A 13,259-nucleotide genomic window follows, 5' to 3' on the forward strand; every position below is an offset into this window, starting at 1 on the left:
GAAGTGGGCGAATCACTGCCCGTAAATGCCCGATTGATGAGGGCTGATTAAAGTTTCACTTTACAGCATTTTGTATATACAAATTCGAAAATAAGAAATGAGAATGTTGCTTTTAAATAAAAAAAAGCAACATTCTTATGGAATGCTGCACAAGGAGGGTAGCTATCTTTCATAGGGACATTGTCTCGTTGAATACTTTGTGTATGGAAACAAAACAAGTTGAAAGACAATTATAAGAAAGTAGAAACAAAAGATTTACACATTTCTTTAAGGGATCTTACGAAAGATGAGAGATAAGAAATATGTAGAACCTCGTTTACATATTTTATTATAGAGATTCTTCATTAACACTATGTGAATATTTGGTAAAGGTTATGTAATTTTAAAGTTAATGAATATAAGTAGTTGTATGGAAGAAAATAAAAAAAGAGGCTGAGATTATGAAGTGACCCCTAAAAGTTAGACACGGTTATTTCATTAGGCAGCTTGATAAAAGTGAGTCCGGTATTGTACCGGGCTCATTTTTAATTTTGCCTTAATCCGTTTCGTATTATAATAATCTATATATTTTTCTAATTCTATTTTAAAGTGCTCTACATTTTCAAATTCTTTTATGTAGAGGAACTCCGACTTCATAATCCCAAAGAAATTTTCTATTACTGCGTTGTCGTAACAGTTGCCTTTTCGAGACATACTCTGGACGATAGCTCTTGATTCAAGAGTACGGACGTACTGTCTCATTTGATAATGCCATCCTTGATCCGAATGCATCAGTAGCTGGTGCGTTTCAGGTAAACGTTCCAATGCTTTCTCTAACATGTCTGAAACAAGCGAATACGTCGGTCTAGAACCAATTGTATAGGTAATAATTTCACCATTATACAAATCTAATACAGGTGATACATACAGTTTTTCTCCAAACAATTTAAACTCTGTGATGTCTGTTACCCACTTTTGATTCGGTGCATCTGTATGAAAATTACGCTCTAAAATATTAGGTGCAATTCTACCGACTTTTCCTTTATAGGATTTATATTTCTTCATACGCACAACACACTTTAACCCAAGCTCTTTCATAATGCGCTGAACCTTCTTGTGGTTCACTTTCTGGCCACGATTCGTTAATTCATCACGAATGCGACGGTAACCATAACGACCTTCATTTTCCTCATAAATCGCTTTAATCTCAGCTTTCAAATCGGCATCTACATCTGGACGATTCATTTTCTTTACTAAATCATAATACGTGCTTCGAGGAATAGTAGCTAGCTCCACGAGTGCCTTCACCGAATATTTATGCCTTAATTCATAGACTACTTGCGCTTTGTCTTGTTTTGTGATTTTTCCTTGTTTTGAACTAAGGCATTTAACTTTTTTAAGTACTCATTTTCCATCTCAAGCTGTTTAATGCGTGCTTCAAGTGCTTCGACTGACCCTTCAGCTAAAGGTTGTTTTAATTGTTTATTTGAATCTTTTTTCATGGATGGACGCCCCTTTTTCTTAGATTGAAGGGCATCAATTCCTTGTGTTTCGAGCTGTTTTTTCCAAACAGAAATCGTTGAAGGGGCAGGAATATTAAAGATAGCTGCCGTCTCAAATAAGGACATACCGTTTTCAATCATAAAGTTTAGTACGTCTAGTTTAAATTGTTGTGTGTAATTTGTACATCGTTTTAGAAAAGCTTCCAGACCATTCTGTTTATATTGGTTTACCCAATTCAAAATGATTGTGTCACTTATACCGAGCGATCTACCCATTTCTCGATAACTTTCATTTCCGTTCAAATAACGTAGAACGATTTGTATTTTTTCATCAGCTGTAAATTTAGCCATAGAAAAACTGCACCTCCAATTGTTAGACTGTGTCTAACAATTGGGATGCAGTTCATTACTCAGCGCTCTTCTTTTCTTCTTTAATAACTGTTTTTACTTCACCAGTTTTGATCTTATTACTTTCAGAGAAGCGAAGTAAGTCACCTTCAATGATTTTATCAGACATGTTCAATTCATTTTGGGCACGATCAATTAGTGGCTGGGATTCTTCTTTCGGTAATTGTACAACTTCGCCAGTAGCACGGTCATAGAATGTACTGTTTGTGTACATGTATTTATCTGTAACGAAGCTACCGTCACGAAGAACAACGAATCCTTTATTATCAGGTGAGAATACATCATGACCGAATCGAACGTCATTTGTAGAATCTACACCAAGTAAGTTTAGAATAGTTGGTTTAATGTCAATTTCACCAGTTGGTTTTGAAATTGTTTTACCTTCTTTTTGACCTGGAACGTGAATAAACATCGGTGTTTTTTGTAAGTTCATATGGTCAAATGCAGTGATTTCTTCTTTTCCTAAGAACTGTGCCATTGCACGGTTATGGTTTTCAGAAATACCGTAGTGGTCACCGTAGAATACGATTACTGAGTTGTCGTAAATACCTTCTGCTTTTAGACGCTCAATAAAGTGTTTCATTGCTTCGTCTAAGTAACGAGCAGTTACCATGTAACGGTCAAATACGCCATCACCAGAATTGTATTCGTCGATTAATTTCGTATTATCATCGTAAGTGAATGGGTAATGATTCGTTAAAGTAAGGAAGCGAGTATAGAATGGTTGCTTCACTTGTTTTAACATATCAACAGATTGATCGAAGTACTCGATATCTTTTAATCCCCAGTTTAGTTTTGTTTCCGGTGTAATCTTGTAGTCAAGCTCGTTGTAGTAACGATCATAACCAAGTGCCGGATACATAATGTTACGGTTCCAGAATGTTGCGTTGTTTGCATGGAATACTGCAGTGTAGTATCCTTGCTGACGTAAAATTTCTGGAGTTGCTGTATATTCATTGTTACCGTGTGTGAAGAATACAGCACCGCGGTCTAGTGGATATAAAGAAGTATCTACTAGGAATTCAGCATCAGATGTTTTACCTTGCCCAGTTTGATGGAAGAAGTTATCAAAGTAATAACTTTCTTTCGTAAATTGGTTTAAGAATGGTGTAACTTCTTGTCCGTTAACTGTTGCGCCAATTAAGAATGTTTGTAACGACTCAAGAGAGACAACAATTACGTTTTTTCCTTTTGCAGTACCGAACATATTTGGATCTGGTTTACTTTGTGTTGTTTTCACATAGTTTTCTGTTTCTTGTAATTTACTACCGTCAGCGAATGCTTTTTGTGAACTTGATTTTGCTTGTAAGCCAAGATCGTATACTTGGTGTACATATAATCCTAAGTTTTTAACAAGCATAACGCGGTCGAATGAACGTGTTAATAGTTCTGGGCGTTCAGCTTCTGCAAGTCCTAAGTTTGCGAAGAAAATAGCAACTGTTGATACGAAGTATAGGGAACGCATCGGGCGTGCTACACGCTCTGTAGGTGCAAAGTTTTTCATTTTCTTTAATAGAACGAAGAAAATGATAATGTCTGCAAATGCAAGAATAATTTTGTAGTTAAATAATTCTTTCACACTAGAACCTAAACTTCCGAAGTTAGATGTTTGTCCTAGCACCGGTAATGTAACGAAGTCATTGTAGAATCCGTAGAACATTACGTTACCAACAAGAACGATTGTTAAGACAAAATTAATTCCAAGTGCTATATAGTTACGTTTTTTCCCTTTTGCAAATAATGCAAGACCAACAAGCAGTAATGATGCTGCTAATGGGCTAAGGAATAAAATGAATTCTTGCATGAAAGATTCAAGTTTTAAGTCAAAGCTTGTGCGTGTAATAAGGTAAGTTTTCAGCCATAAGGCTAAAGCTACGAATACAGTAAAACGCACATTTTGAAATTGTGATTTCAAGGTTTCTTTCATTCATTTCCACCCTTTCTCTATCAGGCTTGGTCGATTTTGGAGCGAAAAATGCTAAAATAAAAAATACATAGTTTTCTTGGCCATAATTAAAGGTTCTATATTCACCCATATACGACTATAACTATGCATACCCTTTTGGTTTCTTTTGTTGCTCATAAGCATAACGTCATTTCTGTATTATACAACAAAATTCATTTCTGAGAAACACTATAACATTTTACATTTTTTGTATAAGATTTGTCACTACCAGAGAAAACTTTAACATTCGTTTATATGTCCGTCAACTAGAAAATATAACAAAGGTAGAGCAGAATGTTAAGTGGAAGTGAAAATTTTCTTTGTTGAGAAATAAGAAATGAAGATGGGTAAGGGTTATCTAGAAATCTATTATATGAAGGAAATAGTGTAAAAATTAACGAACACTTGTTCTTTTTTGGTTTGTTTGTTACAATAAAAGTTCATTGATAGGTTTTGTGTAATTTCCATAAACTTTTACTGATAACATATTGTAGCTTATTTCTTTTTAAAAATAGGGAGGCTTTTTACATGAAACAAAAATTTTCAGTTGAAGCGTTTTGGAAGAAAGTAAAACATGTTGCAAAGCAAGCAGGGCAATCGGTCATTTATGCAAGTTTATTACTGTTTTACGTTTTGCAAAGACCCGATGTTCCAAAACGAGTGAAAATTATTGTAATTGGAGCACTTGCTTATTTTATTGCACCGATTGATGCGATTCCAGATTTCATTGCTGGAATTGGCTATACGGATGATTTAGGGGCGTTAACGGCCGCACTAATACAGGTGTCGTTATACGTCAATGAAGATGTGAAAGATAAGGCACGAGTGAAGTTGGCAGAATGGTTTAGTTCGGATATAGACACAACATTTATCGATCAGAAATTAGGTCAATAGGTGAAATCTGTCATAAGGTGACAGGACGAACGTAAGCGAGGAAGTGCATTATGCCATCAGGAAGAACGCATACGAAAATAAACTTAATATCCCTTCCGGTTGTTTTGTTTTTGCTCTTTTCGTATGGATTAACAAATTTTGATTTTTTATTAACTTTTGCAATTGGTTTTTTAGTAGGTACTTCATTTTTAACACCAGATTTAGATACGTACAGTAATGCTTATAACAAATGGGGTTTCTTACGTATATTTTGGTATCCTTATAAGAAAGTAATGCCGCATCGATCTTTCTTTACGCATACGATTATACTTGGTGATGTGATTCGTATTGCGTACATGTTAATCGTTTTTTCTCCATTTTTATTACTATTAAATGTAGTCGCACTGGATGGTAATTTAATAGAAATTGCGAAGAAGCATGAGGTTGAAATTGTAACGTTCTTAATGGGAATTGTTGTGGCAAGTACGCTCCACATTATAGCGGATAAAGTGAATACGCGCCGAAAGAAAATGATGAGAAAAAAGAAGAAACGCAGAAGATAAAGTGAACGAATTAGGAAAAGGGCCCCTTGCAAATTGCAAGGGGCCCTTTTTAAACAAACATTTGTTTAAAATTAAGCTTTCAGCACTTTAATGCCTTTTACAATGTTCCAGATGAAGTAGTATAAGCTGATGATTCCGCAAATAGCTAAGACAATCATTGATCCAATTCCAAGTGTTACGTCTGGTTGATCAGATCCAAGGCCCATAATTCCTAGAATAGTTACGCCAATGAATGTAGCGATACTTGGAATGATGTGTGTCCATAGAGCACGTTTTGCATGTGGTTTTGTTTCAGCGTCTCCCACAATCCAAACGATAATAGGGAATAAGATAGGGGCAAATAGTACACTAAAGTATGATAACGCAGCTAATATTTTATTTCCGTTCATATATATCACCTCATGAATAATTTCTGTTGTTATACTATTATTATGCAATAATTTTGGCAAACTTCCTATCGATGAACATTACAAGAACGTGACGATTTTGTAAGATTTTCTGTTAAATAATAAAATTTTCAAAAAAATCTTTTTTAATAGAAATTGTTATGGTACAGTATAAATGAAAGTTGTTGAAAACGTTTTCTTGAACGTTTTTTTATTTTAGGCTTAAAGGTATGATGACCTGATAGTCTATTGGTGAGGTTATTCTATTTAAAAGGGGATTCTTTAGGGGGGTAACTAACTGTTACGATTTATTTAACCAATTATAACCAAAGTTAATTAAATATATCAGTAAGCCCTGCTAGTCAAGTGATTGGCTAGTAGTGAGGGTTAACTGCGGGCAATCCCTAAAGCTGATTGAACTACAACGTGACCAGAAATGGTGAGCGTGAATGTCGCGAAAGCAGAAAAAATCAATCAGATCGTGCAAGGTTAAATCCTAAACACTAGAACAATGGGTCTTCCGCCTCGAATCATCTAAGTCAAAATGGATAAGATGAACGTTCAACGACTATCTCGTATAACTGACGAGAGTACATCACAAGCCTATGGTGGTGGAAAAATCCTCTATCTCTAAAGAGATAAACATATAGTCTGCGCTCATGTGAAAATATGAGAAGTTCATAAGAGAACTGGCTAAGGAATTGCGCCCTTAGTTGAACGAGATAAATTTAATTAAATCTATCAAACCTCATTGAATCCATAGAACGTATGTGCTACATTGGATTTAATGAGCTAAGAATAATAATGAAATTTTCACGAGTTAGTCAAGTATCGGAATTAACAGGTTTGTATCCTGGTAGTCTCAGGAGAATGCTGGTGGAACACGCTACGATTCAGAAGAACAAATCTTTCATTAAAGGAGTTACATTCTGATGATATTGGCGAAGAAAGTCAGACTGATTCCAACGCCTGAGCAAGAACAAGTGCTTAGAAACCATGCTGGTGCTGCAAGATTTGCTTATAACTATTGTAAAAGAATGAGTGATAGATACTATAAGCTATTTGGAAAATCTGTTTCACAGTTAGCTTTACAGAAACGATTTACAAAGATCAAGAAGCGAAAGAGATATGAGTGGTTAAAAGACATTAATGCACAAGTTCCCAAACAGGCTTCAAAAGATTTTGATACGGCGAGAAAACATTCGTTCAAAAAGTACAAAAATGGTTATCACACTTCTTATAAATCCAAAAAAGATTTAATCCAAGGATTTTATGCCAATTATGAAAGACTGGTTATAGGAAAGAAAGTCGTTCATATTCAGTCTATTGGAGAAGTGAAAACAAGCCAACAACTACCAAGAAATAAAAAACCATCCAATCCACGAGTTACCTTTGATGGTCGTCACTGGTGGATTAGTGTAGGGTTCCAAGAAGACTTTGAATCACAAGAACTAACGAATGAGTCGATTGGTGTGGATGTTGGTTTAAAAGAACTTTTTGTAGCTTCTAATGGTATGAAAGAACGAAATATAAACAAAGATGCTAAGGTTAAAAAACTTTTGAAAAGGAAAAAGTCAGCGCAAAGAGATATGTCTAGGAGATTTAAAAAAGGTGTGAAAATTCAGTCTGCCGGATATGAAAAAGCGAAAGCTGAGCACCTGCGGTTATCTAGGAAAATTATGAATATCCGAAATAACCATATCCATCAAGCAACAGCTAAATTGGTGAAAACCAAACCAATGAGGATTGTTGTGGAAGACTTATCTATTTCAAACCTGTTAAAAAACAAAAAACTATCGAAGGCACTTTCCTTTCAAAAATTAAACTTCTTCTTTCAATGTTGGTCATATAAGTGCGAGAAGTACGGCATTGCGTATGAAAAAGCTGATAAATGGTTCGCCTCAAGCAAGATTTGTTCATGTTGCGGAGTAAAATACGACCATTCAGTTCAACCAGAAGGACAATGGAGTATAAAAATACGTGAGTGGTGTTGTGTTTCATGCAATAGCCATCACGATAGAGATTTGAATGCTGCGATAAATTTATCAAGATGGGTAAAATAAATGCTTGATAATAGGAGGTAACGATACTGCCTCGTGTGGAGTGTTATACCCCTCGTCCCTTTGGGGTTGCGAGAACACGATGAAGCACTAACTCGTGTAAATTTGATTGAATTGTATAGATTTAGTTAAGTTTATCGTATCGGAGAGAACAATGAACACATGGACACAAGTTTATGATCCATTCGGAAACATTTGGATTTCGGCAGCGGTCGCACTTATTCCGATTATCTTTTTTTTCTTAGCTTTAGCAGTTTTCCGCATGAAAGGGTATGTGGCAGGATTTATTACAGTTGTACTTACAGTTTTAGTAGCGTTATTCGCTTATAAAATGCCGTTCACGATGGCAATGGCAGCGACCGGATATGGTTTCTTGTACGGATTATGGCCAATTGCTTGGATTATCATTATGTCGGTATTTTTATATAAAATTTCTGTAAAAACAGGTCAATTCGATGTGATTCGTGCATCGGTATTATCGATTACGAATGATCATCGTCTACTCGTTATTTTAATTGGATTTTCATTTGGAGCATTTTTAGAAGGAGCGGCAGGATTTGGGGCACCAGTAGCGATTACAGCAGCACTTCTTGCGGGTCTTGGGTTAAATCCTTTATACGCAGCAGGTCTTTGTTTAATTGCAAATACTGCACCAGTGGCGTTCGGAGCGATGGGAATTCCGATTACAGTTGCTGGACAAGTAACAGGTATTGATCCACATAAAATTGGACAAATGGCTGGGCATCAATTACCGTTCCTATCATTATTTGTTCCATTCTTTATCGTATTTTTAATGGATGGATTTAAAGGGATACGACAAACGTGGCCTGCGTTACTTGTAGCGGGTAGTTCATTTGCGATTACGCAGTTCATTACAGCGACATTTTTAGGGCCAGAACTTCCGGATATTACATCAGCACTTGTAAGTTTAATTAGTTTAGCGCTGTTCTTAAAAGTTTGGCAGCCGAAAGAAATTTATCAATCCGGGCGAGCAAATAGTGAAGTAGCAGTAACAACGACAGCGGCATCGATGCCGAAATTAACGTTTGGAAAAGTAGTGAAAGCATGGTCTCCATTTATCGTATTAACGGTTATGGTAGTCATTTGGAGCCAAAGTTTCTTTAAGGCACTATTTGCTTCAGGAGGGGCTTTAGAAAGTCTTGTATTTAAGTTTGAAATTCCAGGTCTGCATAATTTAGTAATGAAAGCAGAGCCAATTGTAAATAAACCAATGCCTTACGAGGCAATTTTGAAGTTTGATGTATTATCGGCAACTGGAACAGCGATTTTAATTGCTTGTATCATTTCCATGTTTATTTTGAAAATGAATGTAAAAGATGCAGTAGTGACATTTAAAGAAACGTTAAGCGAATTAAAAATGCCAATTCTATCTATCGGATTCGTACTAGGGTTTGCATTTATCGCAAACTATTCTGGTCTATCTTCCACGTTAGCGTTAGCATTAGCCGGAACTGGTGGACTATTCCCGTTCTTCTCACCATTCTTAGGCTGGATTGGCGTATTCCTAACAGGGTCTGATACGTCTGCGAATGCACTGTTCTCAAATTTACAAGCCATTACAGCGCAGCAAGTCGGCGTATCTGAAGTGCTTCTCGTTGCAGCAAATACAACAGGCGGTGTAACAGGGAAAATGATTTCCCCGCAGTCGATTGCGATCGCTTGTGCGGCGGTTGGTCTTGCTGGAAAAGAATCGGATTTGTTCCGTTTTACAGTGAAGCATAGCTTATTCTTCGTAATTATTGTTGGTATTATGACGTATGTGCAGGCGTATTATTTAACGTGGATGATTCCGTAAAGAGCAAAAGAAATAAACTTTTCATTTTTCAGATTATCGTGTATGATGGGAAAGTATTGAAAATTAAATCAGTGATAAACTAGGGGTGCCTAACGTATGCGTAGGCTGAGAGAGAAGCGCGTGAACTTCTTAACCCTTTGGACCTGATCTGGCTCGTACCAGCGTAGGGAAGTTAACGGCTTTACATAATGATGTCTTTATGAGCCAGGTCCTTATTTTTTTATGGACCTGGCTCTTTTTATTTTGGCATGCGCTGGCCATATCTTGTCCTTGTCACGAACAGGGGGGCAACAAAATTTATGAAACAATCTGTTTCAGCTGAGCAAATTGAATTGAAGTCGAGTTTACCAGGGAGTAAGAAAGTATATGTGGATGGACCACGAGAAGGTATGAAAGTGCCGATGCGTGAGATTGAACAAAGCGAAACGAATGGCGTTCCAAATCCACCAATCCGTGTGTATGATACGAGCGGTCCTTATACAGATCCTGCGTATAAGGTCGAGTTGGAAAAAGGAATTCCAACGCCGCGCCACTCTTGGATTATGGGGCGTGGTGATGTAGAAGCATACGAAGGGCGTGAAGTGAAACCAGAGGATGACGGTGTGAGAGTAGCTTCGAAACATACACCTGTTTTCCCGCAAATGGATCGCCAGCCACTTAGAGCAAAGCAAGGTGCAAATGTTACGCAAATGCACTATGCACGTAATGGCATTATTACGTCTGAGATGGAATACGTTGCGATTCGTGAAGGGGTAGAGCCGGAGTTTGTTCGTAAGGAAATCGCAGAAGGCCGCGCTATTTTACCAGCGAATATTAATCATCCAGAAGCTGAACCGATGATCATCGGGCGTAATTTTCATGTGAAGGTAAACGCGAATATCGGAAACTCAGCTGTATCTTCTTCGATTGCAGAAGAAGTAGAGAAGATGACATGGGCAACGCGCTGGGGTGCGGATACGATTATGGATTTATCTACAGGTAAAAATATTCATACGACGCGTGAGTGGATTATTCGTAACGCGCCTGTACCAGTTGGAACTGTACCGATCTATCAAGCGCTGGAAAAAGTAAACGGAATTGCAGAAGATTTAACGTGGGAAGTATATCGTGATACGTTAATTGAGCAGGCGGAGCAAGGCGTAGATTACTTTACAATTCACGCTGGTGTATTACTTCGTTACATTCCAATTACTGCAAAGCGTACGACAGGTATCGTTTCGCGCGGTGGTTCGATTATGGCACAGTGGTGTTTATTCCATCATAAAGAAAACTTCCTATACACTCATTTTGAAGAGATTTGTGAAATTATGAAGCAGTATGATGTTTCGTTCTCTCTTGGAGATGGATTACGCCCAGGTTCAATTGCAGATGCAAATGACGAAGCACAGTTTTCTGAGCTTGAAACACTTGGTGAATTAACCAAAATTGCTTGGAAACATGATGTGCAAGTTATGATTGAAGGACCTGGACACGTACCGATGCACTTAATTAAAGAGAATATGGAGAAAGAGCTTGATATTTGTCAGGGCGCGCCGTTTTACACACTTGGGCCGCTAACGACAGATATTGCACCAGGTTATGACCATATTACATCTGCAATTGGAGCTGCTATGATTGGCTGGTTTGGAACAGCGATGCTTTGTTATGTAACGCCGAAAGAACATTTAGGTTTGCCAAACAAAGATGATGTACGCACGGGTGTTATTACGTACAAAATTGCAGCGCATGCGGCTGATCTTGCGAAAGGACATAAAACGGCTCATCAGCGTGATGATGCACTTTCAAAAGCACGCTTCGAATTCCGTTGGCGCGATCAATTTAATTTATCTTTAGATCCTGAACGTGCGATGGAATATCATGATGAAACGTTGCCTGCAGAAGGGGCAAAGACAGCTCACTTCTGTTCAATGTGTGGACCGAAGTTTTGTAGTATGAGAATTTCACATGATATTCGTGAATATGCAAAAGAAAATGATTTAGAAACGAAAGAAGCAATTGAAAAAGGAATGAAAGAGAAAGCAGAAGAATTTAAAGAAGCTGGTAGTCATTTATATCAATAACATGTTACACCTCTTTACTTGATTGATCACACTGTAGTACCTAACTTTATTATAGAAGAAGCCCCATTTGCTAAGACGGTAGCAAATGGGGCTTCTGTTGTTTATAAGGCAAAGAAGAGATGTACCCAGTAGAATAAGAGAAATAGTGTGACGACTGTTGTGAGCGGGATAACGATAAGGGATACACTTAAATAGTCTTTCCATTTTACTTTAATTTTGTTTTGTTTCAGAATATACATCCAAATGAGTGAAGCTAGCGTACCAATTGGTAGTAATAGTGAACCGATGTCACTACCAATGATGTTTGCAAGATAGATAGTTTTTAATGTGACTGGATCTAGTCCCATTTCTGTTAATGTGATTGTACCAATCATAAGGGCAGGATGGTTATTGAAGACGTTAGAGAGGATGGATACAAGTCCGCCCATCGCAAAGCTAGCATAGAGTAGATGCTGATTCACAATTGGCTCGAGCCATTGTACAAGTACAGCTGTTAATCCTGCGTTGTGGAGTCCGTAAATAATGACGTACATAGAGAAGGCGAAAATTAAAATGTGCCACGGTGTCTTTTTCAAAATGTCGACAGGATTTGTTCGTAAGTAGTACCATCTCCAAATGAGAAGAACGAGTGAACCAAGTACTGCAACGATTTCAATTGGGATGGATAAGAAGGATGCAACGAATAGAAGACAGCGCATCAGGAAGACGAAACCTAATACTTTTAACATGAATCTTGTCCGTTTTTGTTTCGTATCAACAGAATTATTTCCTTTTAGTGGATGGAAGTTTTTCGTGAAGAAAATTTCTTCAATATCATATGAAGAAACAGGTAATTTTTTCGGAAGTTTTTTCTTCAAAACTGTATACATGAGCCATGACATAAATAATAAGCCTAATGTTGCAGGTACAAACATCATAGCAGTATGCATATAAAGAGTCATATGGACGATGTTTAATGCGATTAAATTTACGATATTACTTACACCAATTGGTGCACTAGATGCCGTAGCGATTAAAGCACCACTTAATAAATAAGGAATTTGTTGATGTGGTTTTAATTGAAGGTTTTTTAGAAGAAGAATTAAAATTGGAGTTGTAATTAAAATACTACCGTCGTTATTAAATAAAAGAGTCATAAGAAAACATAATAATTGAATATACCAGTATAAGCGGCGCCCAGAACCCTTTGCTAAATTTGCTAGTTTCGCTGCGGACCAATGGAAGAAGCCGAAGCTTTCTAATATAACTGCCATAACAATAGTTGCTAATATTGTTATGGAGGCACCGCCAATTTTACTTATAATATCCATGATGTCTGGTTTTGATACAAGTCCAGTAATTATGATGATACCAGCTCCGATTGCTGCTGGCCAAGCCTCATTTAAGCCGCGGGGTCGCCAAAAGATAACGATCATCGTTAAGAAAAATACAATAATAGTAATCCATATTTCAATGCTCATATTTTGCCTACCTTTCTATTTTCCCTTGAACAGATGTAGCTTGTCTCAAGTTTATATTGGTAGTATATTCAGCAAAAAATAAGAAGAACTAGACGTATAACGAGATGAACCGAATATGTGTTTTTCATGCTAAAGGACAGGTGTCACGAATAGTGAAATAACTATTATGAGAGGAGTCTATAAATTATTGGGGCAGTAAGATAGTAA

Annotated in this window: 9 protein-coding genes and 1 riboswitch; of the genes, 5 read left to right on the forward strand and 4 right to left on the reverse strand. The window is 37.1% G+C overall.

Annotation, left to right across the window (positions count from 1 at the left end; translation table 11 throughout):
• Positions 1–477: 477 nt before the first annotated feature.
• A protein-coding gene (locus QCI79_RS14765; protein ID WP_085959128.1) for an IS3 family transposase occupies positions 478–1,832 on the reverse strand; the annotation gives its coding sequence in 2 pieces (ribosomal slippage) (positions 478–1,379 and positions 1,379–1,832; 1,356 coding nt in all).
• Positions 1,833–1,887: 55 nt separating this feature from the next.
• A complete protein-coding gene (locus QCI79_RS14770) occupies positions 1,888–3,816 on the reverse strand; it encodes an LTA synthase family protein (RefSeq protein ID WP_000665352.1) in 1,929 nt (642 codons plus the stop codon).
• A 546-nt stretch (positions 3,817–4,362) separates the two neighbouring features.
• Between QCI79_RS14770 and QCI79_RS14775 the strand changes: the two genes are divergently transcribed.
• Together QCI79_RS14775 and QCI79_RS14780 are read left to right on the forward strand one after the other, a co-directional pair.
• The gene (locus QCI79_RS14775; RefSeq protein WP_000810370.1) at positions 4,363–4,728 is read left to right on the forward strand and encodes a YkvA family protein; all 366 of its coding nucleotides are present in this window, start codon (positions 4,363–4,365) and stop codon (positions 4,726–4,728) included.
• Between the two features lie 50 nt (positions 4,729–4,778).
• Positions 4,779–5,270 carry a metal-binding protein gene (locus tag QCI79_RS14780; protein ID WP_001139064.1) on the forward strand — a complete coding sequence of 164 codons (492 nt, stop codon included), beginning with the start codon at positions 4,779–4,781 and terminating at the stop codon, positions 5,268–5,270.
• Between the two features lie 71 nt (positions 5,271–5,341).
• Here the strand turns inward: QCI79_RS14780 and QCI79_RS14785 are convergent, their stop codons facing one another.
• Positions 5,342–5,659 (reverse strand): magnetosome magnetite crystal formation protein family, encoded by a 318-nt coding sequence (locus tag QCI79_RS14785; RefSeq protein ID WP_001014099.1) that lies wholly within the window; start codon positions 5,657–5,659, stop codon positions 5,342–5,344.
• 929 nt (positions 5,660–6,588) lie between these two features.
• On the opposite strand from QCI79_RS14785, the gene QCI79_RS14790 reads away from it, so the two are divergent.
• The 3 genes from QCI79_RS14790 (at position 6,589) to thiC (ending at position 11,592) form a co-directional block, all read left to right on the forward strand.
• On the forward strand, positions 6,589–7,719 hold the full coding sequence (locus QCI79_RS14790; RefSeq protein ID WP_021727855.1) for an RNA-guided endonuclease InsQ/TnpB family protein: 1,131 nt from the start codon (positions 6,589–6,591) through the stop codon (positions 7,717–7,719).
• Between the two features lie 151 nt (positions 7,720–7,870).
• A complete protein-coding gene (lldP, locus tag QCI79_RS14795; protein WP_001099340.1) occupies positions 7,871–9,532 on the forward strand; it encodes an L-lactate permease in 1,662 nt (553 codons plus the stop codon).
• A gap of 71 nt (positions 9,533–9,603) precedes the next feature.
• A riboswitch (TPP riboswitch) is annotated at positions 9,604–9,719 on the forward strand.
• A 112-nt stretch (positions 9,720–9,831) separates the two neighbouring features.
• Positions 9,832–11,592: a phosphomethylpyrimidine synthase ThiC gene (gene thiC / locus QCI79_RS14800; protein ID WP_000814481.1), complete on the forward strand. Its 1,761-nt coding sequence runs from the start codon at positions 9,832–9,834 to the stop codon at positions 11,590–11,592.
• A 101-nt stretch (positions 11,593–11,693) separates the two neighbouring features.
• Here thiC and QCI79_RS14805 read toward each other — a convergent pair whose 3' ends face one another.
• Positions 11,694–13,052: an arsenic transporter gene (locus QCI79_RS14805; RefSeq protein WP_000021121.1), complete on the reverse strand. Its 1,359-nt coding sequence runs from the start codon at positions 13,050–13,052 to the stop codon at positions 11,694–11,696.
• Positions 13,053–13,259: the final 207 nt, after the last annotated feature.

Source organism: Bacillus cereus group sp. MG1, assembly GCF_040460035.1.
Lineage (GTDB): Bacteria > Bacillota > Bacilli > Bacillales > Bacillaceae_G > Bacillus_A > Bacillus_A cereus.